We start from the raw sequence: 22,181 nt of genomic DNA on the forward strand, positions 1-22,181 counted from the left end.
TGATGCCGGGGGCGCCCGCGGGCTCCGGCCCGGTGGGGTGGTTGCGGTCGCCGCCGGGCCCCCGGCCGGTGGTGGCTGGTCGCGCAGTTCCCCGCGCCCCTGGTGATGCCGGGGGCGCCCGCGGGCTCCGGTCCGGTGGGGTGGTTGCGGTCGCCGTCGGGCCCCCGGCCGGTGGTGGCTGGTGGCGCAGTTCCCCGCGCCCCTGCGGGCGCGTCCTCGCCAGGGGCGCGGGGAACTGCGCGACGAGCCACGGCGGTGGCGCGCCGGGCCGCCGGGGCGAGGGGGCTGGTGCTGTTGTTGCCGGGCCACCGGCCGGTGGCGGGCCTCGGGCCGCGGGCCGGGAAGAGGGGGGAGGCGGGCGGTGTTGACTTCGGCGGAACACGTTGGACACGTTGCTTCTACTGACGGGTAACATCTCACTCATGGCACTTGCAGCGACCCGCGCGACCCCCGGCGACAGCGAATTCGACCGCGACACCGCGGTAAAGGCCCGCCCGGGCGAGCCGGGCACGTATGACCTGGACCTCTCGCCCGGCTGGGTCATCGTCTCCGCCGTGAACGGCGGGTTCCTGCTCGCCGCCGTCGGCCGCGCGCTCCGCGCGGAGCTCGCCCAGGACGACCCGATCACGATCACCGGGCACTACCTGACCGCCTCGCTGCCGGGCCCCGCCGTCATCCGCGTGCAGACCGTACGGACCGGCCGCTCGCTGTCCACCGGGCAGGCCTCCCTCTACCAGTTCGACGCCGACGGCAACGAGGTCGAGCGGCTGCGCGTACTGGCCGGCTACGGCGACCTCACCGCGCTGCCCGACGACGTCCGCACCAGCGCCACCCCGCCGGAGATGCCCGGCTACGACGCCTGCGTGCCCGGCAACGACCCGCCGGCCGGCGGCCCGATCATCGGCTCCACCGCGCTGCTCGACCGGCTCGACCTGCGGCTCGACCCGGCCACCGCCGGCTGGGCGGTCGGCGCCCCGTCCGGCGTCGGGGACATGCGCGGCTGGCTCGGCCTCGCTGACGGCCGTGACCACGACCCGCTGTCGGTGCTCCTCGCGGTGGACGCGCTGCCGCCGACCGCGTTCGACCTGGGCCTCAGCGGCTGGACGCCGACCCTGGAGCTGACCGTCCACCAGCGCTGCCACCCGGCGCCCGGCCCGCTGCGGGTCGCCGTCACCACCCGCAACCTCGCGGGCGGCCTGATGGAGGAGGACGCGCAGGTGTGGGACACCAAGGACCGTCTGGTGGCCCAGTCCCGGCAGCTGGCGCGGGCACCCCGGGTCCCGTCCCGTCCACGGCCGGACGCGTGACACGCCCGTAAGGGCCGAGAAGCGAGCACGGGACGCCACCGCGCGCCGGACGGGCATGAGACGGCCGCGGTACGGGCAGCAGCGCCGTCGAACGGGCGGGCGCGGGCCTGCCACCACCGGGCCGGGGCCGGGCTGGGCCGCCCACGCTGACGTGGCGGTCGGACCACCTCGGCGAAGTGCCTCAGGAACCGACCTTAGAATCGGGGCACCATGGCCTACTTCGACCACGCCGCCACCACCCCCATGCTCCCGGAGGCGGTCCAGGCGATGACCGCCCACCTCACGGTGACCGGGAACGCCTCCGCCCTGCACGCCGCGGGCCGCCGGGCCCGGCGCATCGTGGAGGAGTCCCGGGAGACCCTGGCCGCCGCGCTCGGCGCCCGGCCCAGCGAGATCGTCTTCACCGGCGGCGGCACCGAGTCCGACAACCTGGCGGTGAAGGGCCTGTTCTGGGCCCGCCGGGCCGACGACCCGCGCCGGGTCCGGATCCTCGCCAGCCCCGTCGAGCACCACGCCGTCCTCGACGCGGTGCACTGGCTCGCCGAGCACGAGGGCGCCAAGGTCGAGTGGCTGGCGGTCGACGGCTACGGCCGGGTGCTGCCCGACACGCTGCGGTCGGCGCTCGAACGCGATCCCGACACTGTGGCGCTGGTCACCGTCATGTGGGCCAACAACGAGGTCGGTACGGTGCTGCCGGTGCCGGAACTGGCCGAGGTGGCACGGGAGTTCGGCGTACCGATGCACTCCGACGCCGTACAGGCGTTCGGCCAGACCGAGCTGGACTTCGCCGCCAGCGGCCTCGACGCGATGACGGTGACCGGGCACAAGGTCGGCGGTCCTTACGGGGTCGGCGCGCTGGTGCTGCGCCGCGAGGACGCGCCGGTGCCGCTGCTGCACGGCGGCGGCCAGGAGCGCAGCAGGTCGGGCACGCTCGACGTGCCGGCGATCGCCGCGTTCGCCACCGCCGGGGCGCTGGCCGCCGAGCGCCGCGAGGAGTTCGTCCGGGAGGCGGGCGCGCTGCGGGACACGCTGGTGCGCGAGGTGAAGGCCGCCGTGCCGGACGCGATCCTCAACGGGGACCCCGATCCGACGGGCGTGCGGCGGCTGGCCGCCAACGCGCACTTCACCTTCCCCGGCTGCGAGGGCGACGCGCTGCTGCTGCTGCTCGACGCGCAGGACATCGCCTGCTCCACCGGCTCCGCCTGCACGGCGGGCGTGGCGCAGCCCAGCCACGTCCTGCTGGCCATGGGCGAGCCGGCCACCCACGCGCGGGCCACGCTGCGCTTCTCGCTCGGCCACACCACGACGGCCGCGGAGGTCGCCGAGCTGACCGCGGCCATCCCGCGGGCGGTCGGCAGGGCCCGGCAGGCCGGCCAGACCTGACCGGGGGTACGACCCGGGCCCGGGCGGGCCCGGTTCCGTGGTGGTGTTCCGTGGTGGTGGGCGCGAGCCAGGGCCCGGTAAGGGGCGCGGGAACCGCGCGACCAGCCGGCGGGGTGGCGCGGACGACAGCCGGCCCGACGGGGCTACCCGTCGTTCTCGGGCGGCGCCCCCGCGGGCCGCGGGCCTGTGGATAACTCAGCGCAGGGGCCGGCGGCGGGCCGTTACCCTGGTCGGGTGACCGATACCCCCAATGCCGAGCAGAGGCAGCAGCCGAAGCCGCTTCGCGTGCTCGCCGCCATGAGCGGCGGCGTCGACTCCGCGGTGGCCGCCGCGCGCGCCGCGGAGGCCGGTCATGACGTGACCGGCGTCCACCTCGCGCTGTCGGCGAACCCGCAGTCGTTCCGTACCGGCGCCCGCGGCTGCTGCACGGTGGAGGACTCCCGTGACGCCCGTCGGGCCGCCGACGTGATCGGCATCCCGTTCTACGTGTGGGACCTGGCCGAGCGCTTCCGCGAGGACGTCGTCGAGGACTTCGTCGCCGAGTACGCGGCCGGCCGCACCCCCAACCCGTGCCTGCGCTGCAACGAGAAGATCAAGTTCGCGGCGCTGCTCGACAAGGCGATCGCCCTCGGCTTCGACGCGGTCTGCACCGGGCACTACGCGGCCGTCGTGACCGGCGCGGACGGCCGCCGCGAGCTGCACCGGGCCAGCGACGCGGCCAAGGACCAGTCGTACGTGCTGGGCGTGCTGGACGAGCGGCAGCTCGCGCACGCCATGTTCCCGCTGGGGGACACCCTGACCACCAAGGACGAGATCAGGGCCGAGGCCGAGCGGCGCGGCCTGGCGGTGGCCCGGAAGCCCGACAGCCACGACATCTGCTTCATCGCCGACGGCGACACGCAAGGCTTCCTCGCCAAGCACCTCGGCAGCGAGCAGGGCGCGATCGTCGACGAGAGCGGCGAGCAGCTCGGCACCCACAACGGCGCGTACGGCTTCACCATCGGCCAGCGCAAGGGGCTGAGGATCGGGGTGCCCGCCGACGACGGCAAGCCGCGCTATGTGCTGGACATCTCACCGGTGGACAACACGGTCACCGTGGGCCCGCTCGAGGCGCTCGACGTCATCGCGCTGACCGCGATCAAGCCCCGCTGGTGCGGGGTGCCGCCGCGCGGACCGGCCACGTACACCGCGCAGTTGCGGGCGCACGGCGAGGACGTGCCGGTGACGGCCGAGCTGGTCGGCGACGAGCTGCGGGTGGCGTTCGACGCGCCGGTGCGCGGGATCGCGCCCGGCCAGGCGGTGGTGCTCTACGACGGCACCCGGGTGGTCGGGTCCGCGACGATCGCGGTGACCGAGCGGGCGGCGGCCGAGCAGGCGGCGGCCGAGGCGGCGGCCGGTCAGCCGGTGACCGTATGAACATCGGGGTGTTCCTGTCCGCCGCGGACCTGGGCGAGCTCTACACCGCGCCGGCCGCCGAGTTCGGCCGGCTGATCGGCGTGGGCGGCCACACGCTGGTGTGGGGCGGCTCGGAGTCGGGCCTGATGAAGGTCGTCGCCGACAGCGTGCAGCAGGCCGGCGGCCGGCTGGTCGGGGTGTCGGTGGAGTTCCTGCACGCCAAGGCGCGGGTGAACGCCGACGAGATGGTGATCGCCACGGACCTGGCCCACCGCAAGGCGGAGCTGCTGCTGCGGTCCGACGCGGTGGTGGTCATGGTGGGCGGCACCGGCACGCTGGACGAGGCCACCGAGATCCTCGAACTCAAGAAGCACGGGCTGCACGCCAAACCGGTGGTGCTGCTCAACACGGCGGGTTTCTACGACGGGTTGAAGACGCAGCTGCGCAGGATGGACGAGGAGGGCTTCCTGCCCCTCCCGCTGTCCGAGCTGGTCTTCTTCGCGGAGGACGGCGAAGCGGCGATGGACTACCTGCGGAAGTGCGTGTGACGAAGGTACGGCTGCTGACCGGGGCGGGCTCCGGGATCGGCGCGGTGGTCGCGGAGCGGCTGATCGAGCGGGGCGACGAGCTGTGGCTGCTGGCCAGGGACGCGGGACGGGCCAGGGAGCTGGCGCGCCGCTTCCCGGGCGCGCGCACCCTGGTCGGCGACCTGGCCGAGCCGGCCCGGCTGTCCTGGGCGCTCGGCCAGCAGTCCCCGCCCGACCGGCTGGACGCGCTGCTGCACATCGCGGGCATGGTGGAGCTGGGCGCGGTCGGCGACCTGACGCCGAAGATCTGGCAGGAGACGCTCGCGGTGAACGTGGTCGGCCCGGCCGAGCTGACCCGGCTGCTGCTGCCCCAACTGCGGCTGTCCCGCGGCCACGTGGTGTTCGCCAACGCCGGCGCCGGCCTCCAGGCGAAGGCGGAGTGGAGCGCGTACGCGGCGAGCAAACACGCCCTGCGCGCCCTGGCCGACGCCCTCCGCGAGGAGGAGTCCGCGCAGGGCATCAGGGTCACGTCCCTGTACCCCGGCCGCACGGCGACCCCGATGCAGCAGAAGGTCCACCAGCAGGAGGGCAAGCCGTACGACGCCTCCCGCTGGATCCCCCCGGAGTCGGTGGCGACGGCCCTCCTGACCGCCCTCGACCTCCCACCCGAGGCCGAACTGACAAACATCACCATCCGCCCCACGCCCTGACGCGAGAGCGCGGGCACGCGAGGACGGTCCGAGCCGCGGCTCGGGGGTGCCGGGCGCGAGCCCGAGCAATGGTGCACCTGGTCGGGGCGGAGCTCAGCGGCCAGCGCTTACGCTTCGGGGCGTGGACACCGACCCGAACCTCGCAACGCAGACCCCCTTCGTCCTCGCCGCGGGCACCGCGACCGGGATCGGGTCGATGCCCGGTACCGACGCGCGGGAGGCGGCCCGGGTGGCCGTCGAGGCGGTCGGGACGCTGCCGTTCCTCGCCGAGCTGCCCGCCCGGGGGCCCGGCGCGGACATGATCGGGCGGACGCTGGGGCTGCTCGTGGAGCTGTACGCCCGGGTGGAGCCCAGCGGTTGGCGGTTCGGCGACCGGCCTGGCCGGGACACCAAGCGGGCCAGGGCGTGGCTCGGCGAGGACCTGGACGCCATCGAGGAGTTCACCCAGGGGTACCAGGGGCCGCTGAAGATCCAGGCCGTCGGCCCGTGGACGCTCGCCGCGGGCGTGGAGCTGCGCAGCGGCGAGGCGGCCCTGCGCGACCCGGGCGCCTGCCGGGACCTGACCGCCTCGCTCGCCGAGGGCCTGCGGCTGCACATCGCGGACGTCCGCAGGCGCGTCCCCGGCGCCCAGGTCGTCCTCCAGCTCGACGAGCCCTCGCTGATCGCCGTGCTGCGCGGACAGGTCAGGACCGCGAGCGGCTACCAGACCCTGCGCGCGGTGGACCGCGGCGTCGCGGAGGGCGCGCTGCGGCTGCTGGCCGAGACGACCGGCGCCCCGGTCGTCGTCCACTCCTGCGCGCCCGACGTCCCCTTCGCGCTGCTGCGCCGAGCAGGCGTCGCCGGCATCTCCTTCGACTTCGATCTGCTCACCGAACGTGACTGGGACGCCTTCGGCGAGGCGGCCGAAGCGGGCACCGCGCTCTTCGCCGGTGTCGTACCGGGCACCGACACCGGATTGTCAGACCCTGCGGGTAGCGTCAGTGGTGTTCGGGCGCTGTGGCGCAGGTTGGGACTGGCACCGGGGGACCTGGCATCCGCCGTGGCGATCACCCCGTCCTGCGGTCTGGCGGGGGCCGACCCGGCCTATGCACGGACCGCTCTGGTGCACTGCGCGAGAGCGGCCCGCTCGCTCGTTGACAACCCTGAGTGAGGAAGGACGCAGACGTGGCAGCCGAGAAGGCCCAGAGGGCCGAGCAGGCCGGGCAGGAAGCACAGCCGGCGGAGATCCCCGCCGAGGCACGGGAGCGGCACGCCCGGCTCGCGGAGCAGATCGAGGAGCACCGCTTCCGTTACTACGTCAACGACGCACCGGTGGTCAGCGACTCCGAGTTCGACCGGCTGCTGCGCGAGCTGGAGGGGATCGAGGAGGAGCACCCGGGCCTGCGCACCCCCGACTCGCCGACCCAGAAGGTGGCCGGCGCCTACGAGACGGAGTTCACCTCCGTCAAGCACCGCGAGCGGCTGCTGTCGCTCGACAACGCCTTCGCCGACGAGGAACTGGCCGCCTGGGCCGAGCGGGTGGCCGCCGAGCTCGGGCCGCCGGACAACTCCCACAGCCCGTACCACTTCCTGTGCGAGCTGAAGGTCGACGGCCTCGCGGTCAACCTCACCTACGAGCGCGGCCGGCTGACCCGCGCGGCCACCCGCGGCGACGGCCGCACCGGCGAGGACATCACCCAGAACGTCCGCACCATCGAGGGCATCCCCGACCGGCTGGCCGGCGACCGGGTGCCGGAGCTGGTGGAGGTGCGCGGCGAGATCTACTTCCCCGGCGAGAAGTTCGAGGAGCTCAATGAGCGGCTGGTGGCCGGGGGCGACAAGCCGTTCGCCAACCCCCGCAACGCCGCCGCCGGTTCGCTGCGGCAGAAGGACCCCCGGGTCACCGCCGGCCGCCCGCTGCGGATGGTGGTGCACGGCATCGGCGCCCGCGAGGGCTTCGACATCGACTGCCAGTCGCACGCCTACGAGCTGCTGCGCGAGTGGGGGCTGCCCACCGCCCAGCACAACCAGGTCAAGGACTCGCTGGCGCAGGTACGGGAGTTCATCGCCTACTACGGCGAGCACCGGCACGACGTCGAGCACGAGATCGACGGCGTCGTGGTGAAGGTGGACGAGATCCGGCTGCAGGGGCGGCTGGGCTCCACCTCGCGCGCGCCGCGCTGGGCGATCGCCTGGAAGTACCCGCCGGAGGAGGTCAACACCAAGCTGCTGGACATCCGGGTCGGCGTCGGCCGCACCGGCCGGGTCACCCCCTACGCCGTGGTGGAGCCGGTCACCGTGGCCGGCTCGGAGGTGGAGTTCGCCACCCTGCACAACCAGGAGGTGGTGAAGAAGAAGGGCGTCTGGATCGGCGACACGGTGGTGCTGCGCAAGGCCGGTGACGTGATCCCGGAGATCGTCGGCCCGGTGATCGAGCTGCGTGACGATGCCACCGCGCGGGAGTTCGTGATGCCCGCCGAGTGCCCGGACTGCGGCACCGCCCTCCAGCCGATGAAGGAGGGGGACATCGACCTGCGCTGCCCCAACGCCCGCAAGTGCCCGGCCCAGCTGCGCGAGCGGATCTTCTACCTGGCCGGCCGCAAGTGCCTGGACATCGAGGCGCTCGGCTACGTGGCCGCCACCGCGCTGACCCAGCCGCTCGACCCGCAGGATCCGCCGCTGCGCGACGAGAGCGACCTGTTCAGCATGACGATCGAGCAGCTGCTGCCGATCCGCTCGCACGTCCTGGACCAGGACACCGGCCTGCCCAAGCGCGACCCGGAGAGCGGCGAGCCGAAGGTCGTCACCTTCTTCGCCAACCAGAAGGGCGAGCCGAAGAAGAACGCGCTGGCGATGCTCGACAACATCGCCGCCGCCAAGGAGCGCCCGCTCGCCCGCTTCCTCACCGGGCTGTCCATCCGCCATGTCGGCCCGGTCGCCGCCGAGGCGCTGGCCCGCGAGTTCCGCGACCTGGACAGGATCAAGGACGCCCCCGAGGAGCAGCTCGCCGCGGTCGACGGGGTGGGGCCCACCATCGCAGCCTCCGTCAAGCAGTGGTTCGCCGAGGACTGGCACCTGGAGATCATCCGGAAGTGGAAGGAGGCCGGCGTCACCTTCGTGGAGGAGGGTTCGGACGAAGGGCCGAGACCACTCGAAGGGATGACGGTGGTCGTCACCGGAACGCTGAACGGGCATACCCGGGATGGCGCAACGGAGGAACTTGTCAGCCGGGGTGCGAAAGTCACCGGCTCCGTTTCCAAGAAGACGCACTTCGTCGTCTTCGGCGACAACCCCGGCTCCAAGTACGACAAGGCCGTCCAGCTGAAGGTGCCGGTGCTGGACGAGACGGGCTTCGCCGTGCTGCTCGCGGAGGGTGCGGAGGCCGCCAGGGCCGCCGCGGTGAACCCGCCGGAGCCGGCGGCCGAGACCCCGGAAGAACCCGCCGCCGAGCCGGCGGCCGGGGCGGATCCCGAAGCCGCTTCCGGCTGACCAATCAGCGGATGTCACCTGATCGGCCCATATCCGAACACCGCGACAGCCCTTGTCCCATACGGGCGACAGCAGCCGATCGGTGCCCGGGGCGGCGCCTCGCGCCCTAGTGTGGAGAGGCGCGCCCGCCGGGCAGGGAACCGACAACCGGAGCGGGTCCCCCTCGCGGGCAGCGGCGCGGTGGACCTGCTTCGCACCCGGCTGTGAGAGGGACAGGCATGGAACCGACGGAGAGCGCTGGAGCGCCGCCGCTGCCCCGCGGTGCGGCGGTGGCCGTGCTCCCGGCCGCTCCCGGCCCGCTGCTGCGGCTGATCCTGCCCGCGGTGGCCGCGGCGGCGCTCACCGCGGGCGTGATCCGGGTGCTCGACCTGGGCCGCGCGCTGTTCCCGTCCGGCACCGTCGGCTGCTCCTTCGCGGTGCTCACTGGCATCATCGTCGGCCACCTGGTGGCGATGGGCCGCAACCGCTGGTGGGGCGGCACCGGCTCGGGCGCCGCGCTGACCCTGGCCATGCTGCTGATGTACGGCTGGGTGCCCGCCGTGATGGTCAGCCTCGCCGTGGTGGTGCTGGTCGGCGCGGCCCGCAGGCACCGCTGGCGGCAGGCCGCGCTGGACGGCGCCATCGACGTCATCGGCATCGGCTCCGGCGCCGTGGTGCTCGCGCTGTTCGGCACCCACGCCTCGGTGGAGCACCCCTGGATGCCGGACGACTGGACGGCCGCCGCCGCGCCCGCGATCGTCGTCGTCGCACTGGCCTACCTGGCCGCCACCCGGTCCCTGCTGTGGTGGATGTTCGCACCGCGCGGCGCCGGGCTGACCACGGTGGCTCGCACCGCGCTGTACCGGCAGGGCCTGGTCGGGGTGGCGCTGCTCGGCATCGCACCGCTGATCATGGTGGTCGCCTGCGACATGCCGGTGCTGCTGCCGCTGTTCTCGGTGCCGCTGATCGCGCTCGACTCCACGCTGTGGATCGCGCACGCCCGGGCCGAGGAGCAGTTGCGCGACCCGCTGACCGGCCTGCCCAACCGGCAGTGGCTGCTGGAACGGGCCTGGAGCTCGATCGACGCGGCGCACTCCGGCGGCGGGCGCGCCGAAACGGTGGCCTCGGCGGCCGGCGGCCGGGGCAAGGTCGGGCTGATCCTGATCGACCTCGACAAGTTCCGGTCCGTCAACGACACGCTCGGCCATCTGGCCGGCGACCGGCTGCTGCTGCAGATAGCCGACCGGCTGCGGCTCGCGCTGCCCCGCGGCGCGGAGGCGGCCCGGCTCGGCGGCGACGAGTTCGCCGTGCTGCTGCCCGGCTGCGACTCCACCACCCGGGTACAGCGGGTGGCCAGGACGCTGGTCGCCGCACTCGGCTCGCCGCTCAGCCTGGACGGGCTCAGCCTCGTCCTCGAGGCGAGCGCCGGGGTGGCGGTCTTCCCCGACCACGCGCTGGACGCCGAAGGGCTGCTGCGGCGGGCCGACGTGGCGATGTACCAGGCCAAGCGGGACCGCAGCGGCGTCGAGGTCTACGAGGCCACCAGGGACGGCAACACCCCCGACCGGCTCGGGCTGCTCGGCGACCTGCGGCGCGCCCTGGAGGCCGGCGACGTCGAGCTGCACTACCAGCCGAAGGTCAGGTTCGACGGCCAGGTGGCCGGCCTGGAGGCGCTGGTGCGCTGGGAGCACCCGGAGCGCGGCCGGGTCAACCCCGAGGAGTTCATCGCCATGGCGGAGACCTCGGGGCTGATGCCGCAGCTCACCGAGTACGTGCTCGACACCGCGCTCGCCCAGGTCGCCCGCTGGCGCGGGATGGGCCTTGACGTGCCGGTCGCCGTCAACGTGTCGCCGCGTGACGTGCACAGCCCCGGCTTCGCCGGCCTGGTGGCCGGCCGGCTGGCCCGGCACCATGTGCCGCCCGGCTCGCTCCAGCTGGAGATCACCGAGCACGTCCTGCTGGAGGACCCGCAGCGGGCCGCCGACACGCTCAACGGGCTGACCGGGCACGGCGTGAAGATGTCGCTCGACGACTTCGGCACCGGGTACTCCTCGCTGGTGCACCTGCGGCGGCTGCCGGTCAGCGAGCTGAAGATCGACCGGTCGTTCGTGGCCCGGCTCGTGGTGGACACCGAGGACGCGGAGATCGTCCGCTGCACGATCGATCTGGCGCACTCGCTCGGGCTGATCGTGGTCGCCGAGGGCGTGGAGGACGACGAGACGTGGGAGCGGCTGCGCGATCTTCGCTGTGACGCGGTCCAGGGGTGGCTGGTCGCGGCGGCGATGCCCCCCGAGGAGACCACGAAGTGGCTCCTGGCCCGCGGCACCACCGGCTGGCGCCCCCCACCCGCCCTCCCCCCGGCCTCCCCAGGGGCGCGGGGAACTGCGCTGCCGGCCACGGCGGTGGCACGCGTGACCACCGGCCCGAAGGGGCAGTTGCTGTAGTTCTCCGGCCACCGGCCTGAAGAGGCGACTGCTGTAGTCGGGGAGCATCCCCCGCAAGGGGAAAGGCGGTGACGGGGGGTCGGCGGGGGACCGTAGGATGAGGGGTCCACCGCCATCTCACCCCGCAGAGGATCGCAATCGCATGCCTGGCATCACGCGCGAGGAGGTCGCCCACCTCGGCCGGCTGGCACGTCTTGACCTGTCCGGCGACGAGCTCGACCACTTCGCCGAACAGCTCGACGACATCATCGGCGCGGTAGCCCGCGTATCCGAGGTGGCCGGCGAGGACGTACCGCCGACCTCGCACCCGCTGCCCCTGACCAACGTCATGCGACAGGACGTCGTCCGGCCGTCGCTGACCCCGCAGCAGGCCCTGTCGGGCGCTCCCGCGCAGGAGCAGCAGCGTTTCAAGGTGCCGCAGATCCTGGGGGAGGAGAGCTAGCCATGACGGACATCATCAGGCTGACCGCGGCGCAGACCGCGGAGAAGATCGCCGCCGGCGAGCTGACCGCGGTCGAGGTCACCCAGGCGCATCTGGACCGGATCGACGCCACCGACGAGAAGGTGCACGCCTTCCTGCACGTGGACCGGGAGGGCGCGCTCGCCCAGGCCCGCGCGGTGGACGCCAAGCGCGCCGCGGGCGGGAAGCTCGGCCCGCTGGCCGGGGTGCCGCTGGCGATGAAGGACATCTTCACCACCGAGGGCGTCCCCACCACCTGCGGCTCCAAGATCCTCGAAGGCTGGATCCCGCCGTACGACGCCACCGTCACCAAGCGGCTCAAGGCCGCCGACGTGGTGATCCTCGGCAAGACCAACATGGACGAGTTCGCGATGGGCTCCTCCACCGAGAACAGCGCCTACGGCCCGACCGGCAACCCGTGGGACCTGACGCGGATCCCCGGCGGCTCCGGCGGCGGCAGCGCCGCGGCGCTCGCCGCGTACCAGGCCCCGCTGGCCATCGGCACCGACACCGGCGGCTCCATCAGGCAGCCCGCCGCCGTCACCGCCACCGTCGGCGTCAAGCCCACCTACGGCGGGGTGTCCCGGTACGGGATGATCGCGTTCTCCTCCTCGCTCGACCAGGGCGGCCCGTGCGCCCGTACGGTGCTCGACGCGGCCCTGCTGCACGAGGTGATCGCCGGCCACGACCCGCTGGACTCCACCTCGGTGGACGCCCCGGTGCCCTCGGTGGTCGAGGCGGCCCGCGAGGGGAACGTGGCGGGCCTGCGGGTCGGCGTGGTCAGGGAGTTCAGCGGCGAGGGCTACCAGGCCGGCGTCGTCCAGCGCTTCAACGAGGCCGTCGACCTGCTGCGCGAACTGGGCGCGGAGGTCGTGGAGATCTCCTGCCCGTCGTTCACCTACGCGCTCGCCGCGTACTACCTGATCGCGCCCTCGGAGTGCTCCAGCAACCTGGCCCGTTTCGACGCCATGCGCTACGGCCTGCGGATCGGTGACGACGGCACGCACTCCGCCGAGGAGGTCACCGCGCTGACCCGCGAGGCCGGCTTCGGCCCCGAGGTCAAGCGGCGGATCATCCTGGGCACGTACGCGCTCAGCTCCGGCTACTACGACGCGTACTACGGCTCGGCCCAGAAGGTCCGCACCCTGATCAGCCGGGACTTCGAGCGGGCGTTCGAGCAGGTGGACGTGGTGGTCTCGCCGACCACGCCGACGACCGCATTCCCGATCGGCGAGCGGGCAGACGACCCGCTGGCGATGTACCTCGCCGACCTGTGCACCATTCCGACGAACCTGGCCGGCAACGCGGCCATGTCACTGCCCTGCGGTCTCGCTCCGGAGGATGGTCTCCCGGTGGGCCTGCAGATCATTGCCCCCGCACTCAAGGACGACCGGCTCTACCGGGTCGGCGCCGCCGTCGAGGCCGCCTTCGTGCAGAAGTGGGGCCACCCGCTGCTTGAGGAGGCACCCCAGCTATGAGCGACAAGAACAAGGACGCGAGCAAGGGCAAGAAGGGCAAGGCCGGCACCTACCTGACGATCGGCAGCACGCTGTTCGCCGCCTTCAGCAACGTCAAGAAGGTCCGCAGCGCGCGCGGCGAGGGCGACACCCTCCAGCTGATCGACGGCCTGATCCGGGTGGCCGCGGTGGCTACCGGGGTGGCCCTGCTGGTCCGCGAGCTGCGCCAGGCCAACGACGACGACATCCTGACGGACTGAAGGCAAGAAGGTAGAGGGGAACTGTGACCGTCACGGATCTGCTGTCCTATGACGACGCGCTGACCGCGTTCGACCCGGTGATGGGCCTTGAGGTCCATGTCGAGCTGGGCACCGCGACCAAGATGTTCTGCGGCTGCTCCACCGAGCTGGGCGCCGAGCCCAACTCGCAGACCTGCCCGACCTGTCTGGGCCTGCCCGGCTCGCTGCCGGTGGTGAACGCGATCGGCGTGGAGTCGGCGATCAAGATCGGTCTCGCGCTGAACTGCGAGATCGCCCAGTGGTGCCGCTTCGCCCGGAAGAACTACTTCTATCCGGACATGCCGAAGAACTTCCAGACCTCGCAGTACGACGAGCCGATCGCGTTCGACGGCTACCTGGACGTCCAGCTGGAGGACGGCGAGGTCTTCCGGGTGCAGATCGAGCGCGCCCACATGGAGGAGGACACCGGCAAGTCGCTGCACGTCGGCGGCGCCACCGGCCGGATCCACGGCGCCTCGCACTCGCTGCTCGACTACAATAGGGCCGGCATCCCGCTGATCGAGATCGTCACCAAGCCGATCGAGGGGGCCGGCGCCCGCGCGCCCGAGGTCGCCAAGGCGTACGTGGCCGAGCTGCGCGAGCTGATCAAGGCGCTCGGGGTGTCCGAGGCCCGGATGGAGCAGGGCCAGATGCGCTGCGACGTGAACCTGTCGCTGCGCCCGCACGGCCGGGAGAAGTTCGGCACCCGCAGCGAGACCAAGAACGTCAACTCGCTGCGCAGCGTCGAGCGGGCGGCCAGGTTCGAGATCCAGCGGCACGCGGCGGTGCTGTCGTCCGGCGGCACCATCGTGCAGGAGACCCGGCACTTCCACGAGGAGGACGGGTCCACCACGGCCGGCCGGATCAAGGAGGAGGCCGAGGACTACCGGTACTTCCCCGAGCCCGACCTCGTACCGGTCGCCCCGGCCCGCGACTGGGTCGAGGAGCTGCGGTCCGGGCTGCCGGAGCTGCCGCGGCTGCGCCGCAAGCGGCTCCAGGAGGACTGGGGCATCGGCGACCACGAGATGCAGTCGGTGCTCAACGCCGGCGCGCTCGACCTGATCCTGGCGACCATCGACCAGGGCGCCGACGCCGCCTCGGCCCGCAAGTGGTGGATGGGCGAGCTGGCCAGGCACGCCAACGAGACCGGCGCCGAGCTGGCCGCGCTGCCGATCACCCCGGCGCAGGTGGCCAGGGTGGCCGCGCTGGTGGCCGCGGGCGACCTGAACGACAAGCTGGCCCGGCAGGTCATCGAGGGCGTGCTGGCCGGCGAGGGCGAGCCGGACGCGGTGGTGGACGGCCGCGGCCTGAAGGTCGTCTCCGACGACGGCGCGCTCGGCGCCGCGGTGGACCAGGCGATCGAGTCGAACGCGGCGATCGCCGACAAGATCCGCGGCGGGAACCTGGCCGCGGCCGGCGCGCTGATCGGCGCGGTGATGAAGCTGACCCGCGGGCAGGCGGACGCCAAGCGGGTCAGGGAACTCGTCCTGGAGAAGCTCGGCGTCCAGTAGGGCCGGCAGTAGGGCGTGAGTGCTCAGGGCATAGGGCGGTACCCCGGTCACGGGGTGCCGCCCTAAGTACGTCGGGGGCCCAAAGGTCAGGCAGCTGCCCGATGTGCCGGACCCCCCTTGGAGACGAAGCTAGGAGCAAGAAAAAGAGCAGACCTTCCAAGGAGAAACCCCGATGTTCGCTTACGAAATGCACCAGGACCACAGCGCGGACCTTCGCCGGCAGGCCGACGAGTGGCGCCGCGCCCAGGAGGCCAAGGCGGCCGGCGGCACCGAGCGCCGCGCCGCCAGGGCCGCCCGCAGGACCCAGGGCCGGGCGGCCGCCGCGACCCGCGGTTCCGAGGGCGCCGACGGTGCCGCTTCCCCCGGCCCCGTCGGTGACCGGCGGCGGGCGGTGACCGGCCGGCTGCACCAGGCGTTCCACCCGCACCACGCGGCATGACCAGCCACGTCGGCACGATCGACGGCGGGAAGAGCGGTATCGCCCGCGGAGTAATCGGTGTCGCGCCGGGGGCCGTACATGCGATGCTCGACACCGTGCAGACCCAGTCCCTCAGTCCCGTGTTCATCGGCCGGGCCGCAGAGCTGAACAAGCTCACCGCGGCCCGTGCCGCCGCGGACAAGGGTGAGCCGCAGGCGCTGCTGATCGGCGGCGAGGCCGGGGTCGGCAAGACCCGGCTGACCGAGGAGTTCATCGCCGCCTCCCGCGCCGCGGGCGCGGTGACGGCGGTGGGCGGCTGTGTGGAGATCGGGGCGGACGGACTGCCGTTCGCGCCGGTCTCCAGCGTGCTGCGCGCCCTGCACCGCGAGCTCGGCGACGAGCTGCTGGCCGCCGCGGCCGGCCAGGAGGCCGACCTCGCCAGGCTGCTGCCGGAGCTCGCCGAAGCGGCCGGCGGCAGGCGCGATCCGCACGACGAGGACGGCCGGATCCGGCTGTTCGAGGTCACCGTCCGGCTGCTGGAACGGCTCGGCACCGACCGGACCCTGGTGGTGGTCTTCGAGGACCTGCACTGGGCCGACCGCTCCACCCGCGAGATGCTCGGCTACCTCTTCCGGTCGCTACAGCGCACGCGGGTGCTGGTCGCCGCCACCTACCGCACCGACGACATCCACCGCAGGCACCCGCTGCGGCCGTTCCTGGCCGAGACCGACCGGCTGCGCACGGTCGAGCGCATCGAGCTGTCCCGGCTCAGCCGCGCCGAGGTGCGCCGCCAGCTCACCGCGATCCTGTCCGAGGAGCCGAGCGAGAGCGTCCTGGACGAGGTCTTCACCCGCTCCGACGGCAACCCGTTCTTCGTCGAGGAACTGGCGTGCAGCATCAACGGCGGCTGCTCGACCGGCATCAGCGACTCCCTGCGCGACCTGCTGCTGGTCCGGGTCGAGGCGCTGTCCGACGACGCCCAGCGGGTGGCCAAGTTCATCGCCGAGGGCGGCAACACCGTCGAGTACCGGCTGCTCGCGGCCATCACCGGCCTTGACGAGGACGCCCTGCTGGACGCGCTGCGCATCGCGGTCAGCGCCAACATCCTGCTGCCCTCCGACAGCGGCGAGGGCTACCGCTTCCGGCACTCCCTGGTCCGCGAGGCCGTCGGCGACGACCTGCTGCCCGGCGAGCGCAGCCGGATCAACCGCCGCTACGCGCAGGCCATCGAGGAGGACGCCGGGCTGATCCGTGCCGACGAGCGGGCTGCCCGGCTGGCCAGCTACTGGTACGCCGCCCATGACACGGCCAAGGCGCTGCCCGCCGTGCTGCGTGCCGCCGTGGAGGCCAGGCACCGGCACGCCTACGCCGAGCAGTACCGGCTGCTGGAACGCGCGCTCGAACTGTGGGACGACGTCCCCGAGGAGGTCAGGGCCGAGCTGCGGCCCGCCGACTACGCCGAGTCGTACCCGCCCTGCGGCTGCGGCGGCTCGCCGACCGCGCTCGGCTTCCTCGACCTGCTGGCCGAGGTCACCGTGGCGGCCCGGCTCAGCGGCGAGCGGGAACGCGCCTACGCGATGGCCAAGCGCGCGCTGCGGGTGATGGACCGCAGCGGCGGCGACGACCCGCTGCGCGCCGCCTGGTTCTGGTCGCAGCGGTCGATGCTGACCGAGGACATGGGCCGTGGCGACGGCTGGGAGGAGCTGTCCCGGGCCCGCGAGCTGGTCCGCGGCCTGGAGCCGTCGGCCGCGCACGCCGAGGTGCTCGGCCGGATCGCCGGCTGGATCATGGTCCACAAGTCCGGCGCCGAGGGCATCGCCATCGCCGCCCGCGCGGTGGAGTACGCCCGGCTGTCCGGCGCCCGCGACACCGAACTGCACGCCCGGGTCACCCTCGGCCTGATCCAGGCCGACGGCGGCGACGTGGAGGGCGGCCTCGCCGAGGTGCGGGAGGTGCTGCGGCTGGTCAGCGACATGCCGTCGCCCGGCATCATCGCCCGCACGCACGGCAACCTGTCCTCCGTGCTGGAGGGCGCCGGCCGCTCGTCCGAGGCGCTGCGGATCACCCGCGAGGGCATCGAACGGGCCGCCCAGCAGGTCACCCACGCCACCCGCAGCTGGCTGCTGACCAACGAGGGCGAGTCGCTGCTCGCGCTCGGCCGGTACGCGGAGTCCGCCGACTCGCTCGAACAGGCCAGGCGCACCGCGCAGGGCTCGTACTTCCACCTGGCGGGCATCGCCATCAACGACGGCTTCCGGGCGCTCGCGACCGGCGACATGACCGCCGCCGTCGCCCAGCACGCCGCCGCGGTGGAGGCGCTGCGCAACGACACCCAGCCGCAGCACGTGATCCCGTTCCGCACGCTCAGCCTGCGGCTCGTCTATGAGCAGGGCCGCTTCGAGGACGCCAGGCGCGAGGTGCTGGCCGCGATCGAGGCCGGCTTCCCGCTCGGCAGCGAGCGCTACGGCTGGCCGCTGCTGGTGATCGGTGCGGCGGCCGAGGCGGACGGGCCCTGGCTGCTGACCGGCGACCCGGCCCGCGGGCACGTCCTGGAGCGGATCAGGACCGCCGCCCGCGAGCTGCCCCGGCCCACCGAGCTGTGCGAGGCGCTCGCGCTGATGGTGGACGCCGAGATCGCCCGCGCCGAGGGCCGCACCGAGCCGGAGCTGTGGGCCGCCGCGCAGGTCGCCTTCCAGAAGCAGGAGCGCCCGTACGAGCTGGCCGTGGTCCGCTACCGGCACGCCGAGGCGCTGCTCGCGCTCGGGCCCGACGTGCGCGGCCTGGCCGGCACGCTGCTGCGCCAGGCGTACTCCTTCGCCGCACCGGCCGGCGCCGGCCCGCTGGCCGCGGAGATCACCCAGCTCGCGCAGCGCGCCCGGCTGTCGCTCGACGAGGCGCAGGAGACCTCGGCCGAGCCGGCCTCCGCGGAGCCGGCCGACCCGGCCGAATCGCTCGGCCTGACCGCCCGCGAGCGCGATGTGCTCCGGCTGGTGGCCGAGGGCCGCACCAACCGGCAGATCGCCGAGGAGCTGTTCATCTCGCCGAAGACCGCCAGCGTGCACGTGTCCAACATCCTGGCCAAACTGGCCGTCTCCACCCGCGGCGAGGCCGCCGCCCTGTCCCACCGGCTGCGGCTGTTCGCCCCGGCGCGCTGACCGCGCGGTCCGGCGCGACAAGGCTTCGCTGCCGCGAGGTGGGGGCAGGCAGGTGTGGCCCGTTCGCCACGGACGCGCCGTTTCCTCCGCCGCCGCGGCGGGCAGCCGGGCGGTGCCGTGCCCGCCGTGTGTGTTCGACCGCGCTGGAGAACCCGGCACGGTGGCCGGACCGCTCGCGGTCCTCGTGGCCGGGAAGCGCGCCGCAGGCGGTTCAGCTGACGGAGACCTTCAGGATCCGGTCGTCACCCGGCTTGGGGGTGCCGCGGCCGTCTGTGTTGCTGGTGCTGAGCAGCAGGGTGTGGTCGTCCAGGGCGACCACCGAGCGCAGCCGGCCGTAGGTGTTGGTGAAGAACGCCTGCGGGGCGGCGGCGGTGGTCGCGCCGTTCAGCGGGATCCGCCACAGCCGTTCGCCCTTGAGGGCGGCCATCCAGATGCAGCCCGCCGCGTAGGCGATGCCGCTGGGCGACGCCTGGTCGGTGTGCCACTGCGCCACCGGGTCCACGAAGCCCGAGCGGTGCGCGATGCCCTCCACCGTCGGCCAGCCGTAGTTCTTGCCCGGCTCGATCAGGTTGAGCTCGTCCCAGGTGTCCTGGCCGAACTCGTCGGCCCACAGCCGCCCCTGGGTGTCCCAGGCCAGGCCCTGCACATTGCGGTGGCCGGGGGAGTACACCAGCGAGCCGGCCACCGGGTTGTCCTTCGGCGGCTGCCCGTCCGGCGTCATCCGCAGGATCTTCCCGCCGAGCGAGGACATGTCCTGCGCCAGGCCGCGCTGCGCGGTCTCGCCGGTGCCCGCGTAGAGCATCCCGTCGGGGCCGAAGGCCAGCCGTCCGCCGTTGTGGATGGTGCCGCTGGGAATGTCCCGCACGATCGTGTCGGGCGCGCCCAGCTGCTCGCCCTTGGGCCGCGACGGGTCGTACGTCATCCGGGCGATCCGGTTGTCGGACTCGGTGGTGAAGTACGCGTAGAGCATGTGGTCGGAGCCGAACTGCGGCGACAGCGCGAGGCCGAGCAGCCCCGCCTCGCCGCCCGCGGTGACCCCGGGGACCACGCCGACCTCGGTGGTGGTGTGCTTGGCCGGGTCGACCCGGGAGATCCGCCCGGTGTCCCTGGAGGCGACCAGCAGCGTGTCGTCGGGGAGCACCGCGATGCCCCACGGCGTCTTGATGCCGGTGGCCACGGTGCCGGTGACCTTCGCGATGCCCTTGGCCGCCGCCGGTGACGGCTTCGCACTGGTGCTGGGCTGCCCGGAGGAGGCCGGCGCCGAGGAGGACGGGCCCGGGGCGCCGGAGGCGGTGCTGCCCGAGGGGCGCGGCGACAGCAGCGGCGAGGTGCCGTCGCCGCCGCCGGAGCAGCCGGCCAGCAGCGCCGCGGCGGTCAGTGCGGCGGTCAGTGCGGCGGCCAGCGCGCCGGCCCGGCGGGTACGGGCCTGGGCCAAGGAGGGCGTACCACCGCGGCCGGCTGCGCCCGCTGGGCTGTTTGTGCTCAATGCGCTCACCGTCAGACCTCGCACGGATACCGGACTCACCCGTCAAGCCAAGCACATCGCGCCCGGCACCGCGCCGCCACGCGCCGAACAGGGGTTCCCGCCCGGCGCGGGCGCGGGCCGGGCTTCAGTCCCAGGAGCCGCGGGCCGGCGGCAGGTCGGCTATCTCGGCGAAGTCGGTGTCGGTCAGGGTGAGTTGGGCGGCGCCGGCGTTCTCCGCCGTCCAGCGGGCCGAGGTGGCGCCCGGCACCGGCAGCACCGTGGGGCCCTGCGCGAGCACCCAGGCCAGCGCCACCTGCGCGGCGGTCGCCTCGTGCCGGGCGGCGACCCGGCGCAGGCCGGCCACGATCGGCTGGTTGGCGGCCATCATCTCGGCGGTGAACCGCGGATGCCTGGCCCGCAGGTCGTCCGGCTCGAAGCCCTGGCCGGGGGTGAGCGTGCCGGTGAGGAAGCCGTTGCCCAGCGGCATCGCCGCCAGGAAGCCCACGCCGTGCCCGGCGCACCACGGCAGCAGCTCGTCGAGCGCCTCGGCCGCCCACACCGACAGCTCCGCCTGCACCGCGCCGACCGGGAACACCTGCTGGGCGCGCCGCAGTTGGGCCAGCGTCTCGTCGTGCAGCCCGGCGCCCGACCTGCGGTTGCCGCGGGCGCCCACCGCGCACAGCCCGAGGGTGCGGACCTTGCCGGCCGCGACCAGCTCGGCCATCGCGCCCCAGGTCTCCTCGATCGGCACCTCAGGATCCACCCGGTGCAGCTGGTAGAGGTCGATGGTGTCGGTCTGCAGCCGCCGCAGCGACGCGTCGCAGGCCCGTTTCACGTACCCGGGGCGGCCGTTGGCCACGATGTGCTGCTCGCCGGCCAGCAGCCCGCACTTGGTGGAGACGAACGCCTCACCGCGCCGCTCCTTCAACACCCGCCCGAGCAGCAGCTCGTTGGTGAACGGGCCGTACATGTCGGCGGTGTCCAGCAGCGAGCTGCCGTGGTCGAGCGCGGTGTGCACGGCCCGCAGCGACGCCGGCCCGTCCTGCCGGGACGTGCCGTACGCCCAGCTCATCGGCATGCACCCCAGGCCCACGGCGCCCACCCGCAGCGCCGTCGAACCCACTGACCTGCGCTCCACCTGGCCGACCTCCCCAGGGCCTGTCGGCCCTCGCCGCCCCACTGTGTCATAGCCTCCTGACCATGACCGACATGACCCAGAAGCCCGCCGGCGGGCCCGCGCCGGACCAGCGCCCGCAGGTGTGGCTGTCGCTGCCGCCGCAGGAGATCGACGGGCTGCCCGACGCCTTCGACTACCACTACTGGGACGGCGCCGGCGACTACCCGGCCGATCCCGCCGACGCCCGGTTCTACGTCCTGCCCTACATGAAGGGCCCGGCGGTCTCCACCCGGCCGCTGGCCGAGATGACCGGCCTGCGGGTCGCCCAGGCGCTGAGCGCCGGGGTGGACGACCTGCTGCCGCACCTGGCCAAGGCACCGGCCGGCGCCGTGCTGTGCAACGCCCGCGGGCTGCACGACGCCAGCACCGCCGAGCTCGCGGTCACCTTGATCCTCGCCTCGCTGCGCGGCATCCCGCGCTTCGTGCGCGGCCAGGACAGCGAGCGGTGGTACTCCGGCTTCTACCCGGCGCTCGCCGACCGCCGGGTGCTGATCGTCGGCTACGGCTCGATCGGCGCGGCCGTGGAGGACCGGCTGGTGCCGTTCGAGTGCGAGGTGCTGCGCGTCGCCCGCAGCGCCCGGCAGACCGAACGCGGGCCCGTGCACCCGATGTCGGAGCTGCCGCGGCTGCTGCCGACCGCCGACGTGGTGGTGCTCGCCACCCCGCTGACCGAGCAGACCAGGGGCCTGGCGGGGGCGGAGTTCCTGGCCGCGATGAAGGACGGCGCGCTGCTGGTGAACATCGCGCGCGGCCCGGTGCTCGACACCAAGGCGCTGCTCGCCGAGGCCGAGTCGGGGCGGCTGACGGCGGCACTGGATGTCACCGACCCTGAGCCGCTGCCCGCAGGGCATCCGCTGTGGCACGCGCCGGGGGTACTGATCAGCCCCCATGTCGGCGGCAGCACCTCGGCGTTCAGGCCGCGGGCCGAGCGGCTGATCCGCTCCCAACTGGAACGCTTCGCCGCCGGTGAGGAATTGGTGAACGTCGTGGCCACCAGCGGCTGACCACTGGCCCGTCGGCGCCCGGTCGTTGCACTCTTGGCACGGG

The 22,181-nt window shown here is 73.6% G+C and carries 17 protein-coding genes; 15 read left to right on the forward strand and 2 right to left on the reverse strand.

Annotated elements, in window-relative coordinates:
* Positions 1–422 precede the first annotated feature (422 nt).
* The 14 genes from ACQPW6_RS30285 (at position 423) to ACQPW6_RS30350 (ending at position 18,492) form a co-directional block, all read left to right on the forward strand.
* Positions 423–1,307, forward strand: coding sequence for a thioesterase family protein (locus tag ACQPW6_RS30285; RefSeq protein ID WP_433892884.1), 885 nt, complete (start codon positions 423–425; stop codon positions 1,305–1,307).
* A gap of 210 nt (positions 1,308–1,517) precedes the next feature.
* Positions 1,518–2,690 (forward strand): cysteine desulfurase family protein, encoded by a 1,173-nt coding sequence (locus tag ACQPW6_RS30290; RefSeq protein WP_433892885.1) that lies wholly within the window; start codon positions 1,518–1,520, stop codon positions 2,688–2,690.
* Positions 2,691–2,924: 234 nt separating this feature from the next.
* Positions 2,925–4,106, forward strand: coding sequence for a tRNA 2-thiouridine(34) synthase MnmA (mnmA, locus tag ACQPW6_RS30295; protein ID WP_433892886.1), 1,182 nt, complete (start codon positions 2,925–2,927; stop codon positions 4,104–4,106).
* Entirely contained in the window at positions 4,103–4,633 is a 531-nt protein-coding gene (locus ACQPW6_RS30300; RefSeq protein ID WP_433892887.1) for a TIGR00730 family Rossman fold protein, read from the forward strand. Before mnmA ends, ACQPW6_RS30300 begins: the two co-directional genes overlap by 4 nt.
* The gene (locus ACQPW6_RS30305) at positions 4,630–5,322 is read left to right on the forward strand and encodes an SDR family oxidoreductase (RefSeq protein ID WP_433892888.1); all 693 of its coding nucleotides are present in this window, start codon (positions 4,630–4,632) and stop codon (positions 5,320–5,322) included. Before ACQPW6_RS30300 ends, ACQPW6_RS30305 begins: the two co-directional genes overlap by 4 nt.
* Before the next feature lie 196 nt (positions 5,323–5,518).
* The gene (locus tag ACQPW6_RS30310) at positions 5,519–6,472 is read left to right on the forward strand and encodes a methionine synthase (RefSeq protein ID WP_433894706.1); all 954 of its coding nucleotides are present in this window, start codon (positions 5,519–5,521) and stop codon (positions 6,470–6,472) included.
* A gap of 74 nt (positions 6,473–6,546) precedes the next feature.
* The gene (ligA, locus tag ACQPW6_RS30315) at positions 6,547–8,790 is read left to right on the forward strand and encodes an NAD-dependent DNA ligase LigA (RefSeq protein WP_433894707.1); all 2,244 of its coding nucleotides are present in this window, start codon (positions 6,547–6,549) and stop codon (positions 8,788–8,790) included.
* A gap of 218 nt (positions 8,791–9,008) precedes the next feature.
* On the forward strand, positions 9,009–11,213 hold the full coding sequence (locus ACQPW6_RS30320; RefSeq protein ID WP_433892889.1) for a putative bifunctional diguanylate cyclase/phosphodiesterase: 2,205 nt from the start codon (positions 9,009–9,011) through the stop codon (positions 11,211–11,213).
* 142 nt (positions 11,214–11,355) lie between these two features.
* Positions 11,356–11,655, forward strand: coding sequence for an Asp-tRNA(Asn)/Glu-tRNA(Gln) amidotransferase subunit GatC (gene gatC / locus ACQPW6_RS30325; protein WP_433892890.1), 300 nt, complete (start codon positions 11,356–11,358; stop codon positions 11,653–11,655).
* 2 nt (positions 11,656–11,657) lie between these two features.
* Positions 11,658–13,151 carry an Asp-tRNA(Asn)/Glu-tRNA(Gln) amidotransferase subunit GatA gene (gene gatA, locus ACQPW6_RS30330; RefSeq protein WP_433892891.1) on the forward strand — a complete coding sequence of 498 codons (1,494 nt, stop codon included), beginning with the start codon at positions 11,658–11,660 and terminating at the stop codon, positions 13,149–13,151.
* Positions 13,148–13,390, forward strand: a complete 243-nt coding sequence (locus tag ACQPW6_RS30335) for a hypothetical protein (RefSeq protein ID WP_433892892.1) — start codon at positions 13,148–13,150, stop codon at positions 13,388–13,390. Before gatA ends, ACQPW6_RS30335 begins: the two co-directional genes overlap by 4 nt.
* 23 nt (positions 13,391–13,413) lie before the next feature.
* Complete coding sequence (gene gatB, locus ACQPW6_RS30340; protein ID WP_433892893.1) at positions 13,414–14,919, forward strand: Asp-tRNA(Asn)/Glu-tRNA(Gln) amidotransferase subunit GatB; 1,506 nt, start codon at positions 13,414–13,416, stop codon at positions 14,917–14,919.
* Positions 14,920–15,091: 172 nt separating this feature from the next.
* The gene (locus ACQPW6_RS30345; RefSeq protein WP_433892894.1) at positions 15,092–15,358 is read left to right on the forward strand and encodes a hypothetical protein; all 267 of its coding nucleotides are present in this window, start codon (positions 15,092–15,094) and stop codon (positions 15,356–15,358) included.
* Complete coding sequence (locus ACQPW6_RS30350; RefSeq protein WP_433892895.1) at positions 15,355–18,492, forward strand: helix-turn-helix transcriptional regulator; 3,138 nt, start codon at positions 15,355–15,357, stop codon at positions 18,490–18,492. The genes ACQPW6_RS30345 and ACQPW6_RS30350 overlap by 4 nt, the downstream gene beginning before the upstream one ends.
* A 211-nt stretch (positions 18,493–18,703) precedes the next feature.
* Here ACQPW6_RS30350 and ACQPW6_RS30355 read toward each other — a convergent pair whose 3' ends face one another.
* Both ACQPW6_RS30355 and ACQPW6_RS30360 read right to left on the reverse strand, forming a co-directional pair.
* On the reverse strand, positions 18,704–19,927 hold the full coding sequence (locus ACQPW6_RS30355; RefSeq protein ID WP_433892896.1) for a PQQ-dependent sugar dehydrogenase: 1,224 nt from the start codon (positions 19,925–19,927) through the stop codon (positions 18,704–18,706).
* Between the two features lie 175 nt (positions 19,928–20,102).
* Entirely contained in the window at positions 20,103–21,095 is a 993-nt protein-coding gene (locus ACQPW6_RS30360) for an aldo/keto reductase (protein ID WP_433892897.1), read from the reverse strand.
* A gap of 71 nt (positions 21,096–21,166) precedes the next feature.
* Between ACQPW6_RS30360 and ACQPW6_RS30365 the strand changes: the two genes are divergently transcribed.
* The gene (locus ACQPW6_RS30365; RefSeq protein ID WP_433894708.1) at positions 21,167–22,138 is read left to right on the forward strand and encodes a 2-hydroxyacid dehydrogenase; all 972 of its coding nucleotides are present in this window, start codon (positions 21,167–21,169) and stop codon (positions 22,136–22,138) included.
* Positions 22,139–22,181: the final 43 nt, after the last annotated feature.

The organism is Streptomyces sp. CA-111067 (genome assembly GCF_050956065.1).
Taxonomy (GTDB): Bacteria; Actinomycetota; Actinomycetes; order Streptomycetales; family Streptomycetaceae; genus Actinacidiphila.

Excerpts from the sequence above, each read along its gene's own strand:
- gatA (WP_433892891.1), top strand. The coding sequence starts at position 11,658 with ATGACGGACATCATCAGGCTGACCGCGGCGCAGACCGCGGAGAAGATC.
- ACQPW6_RS30335 (WP_433892892.1), top strand. The coding sequence starts at position 13,148 with ATGAGCGACAAGAACAAGGACGCGAGCAAGGGCAAGAAGGGCAAGGCC.
- gatC (WP_433892890.1), top strand. The coding sequence starts at position 11,356 with ATGCCTGGCATCACGCGCGAGGAGGTCGCCCACCTCGGCCGGCTGGCA.
- ACQPW6_RS30345 (WP_433892894.1), top strand. The coding sequence starts at position 15,092 with ATGTTCGCTTACGAAATGCACCAGGACCACAGCGCGGACCTTCGCCGG.
- ACQPW6_RS30285 (WP_433892884.1), top strand. The coding sequence starts at position 423 with ATGGCACTTGCAGCGACCCGCGCGACCCCCGGCGACAGCGAATTCGAC.
- ACQPW6_RS30290 (WP_433892885.1), top strand. The coding sequence starts at position 1,518 with ATGGCCTACTTCGACCACGCCGCCACCACCCCCATGCTCCCGGAGGCG.
- ACQPW6_RS30300 (WP_433892887.1), top strand. The coding sequence starts at position 4,103 with ATGAACATCGGGGTGTTCCTGTCCGCCGCGGACCTGGGCGAGCTCTAC.
- ACQPW6_RS30320 (WP_433892889.1), top strand. The coding sequence starts at position 9,009 with ATGGAACCGACGGAGAGCGCTGGAGCGCCGCCGCTGCCCCGCGGTGCG.
- ACQPW6_RS30365 (WP_433894708.1), top strand. The coding sequence starts at position 21,167 with ATGACCCAGAAGCCCGCCGGCGGGCCCGCGCCGGACCAGCGCCCGCAG.
- ACQPW6_RS30350 (WP_433892895.1), top strand. The coding sequence starts at position 15,355 with ATGACCAGCCACGTCGGCACGATCGACGGCGGGAAGAGCGGTATCGCC.
- ACQPW6_RS30310 (WP_433894706.1), top strand. The coding sequence starts at position 5,519 with ATGCCCGGTACCGACGCGCGGGAGGCGGCCCGGGTGGCCGTCGAGGCG.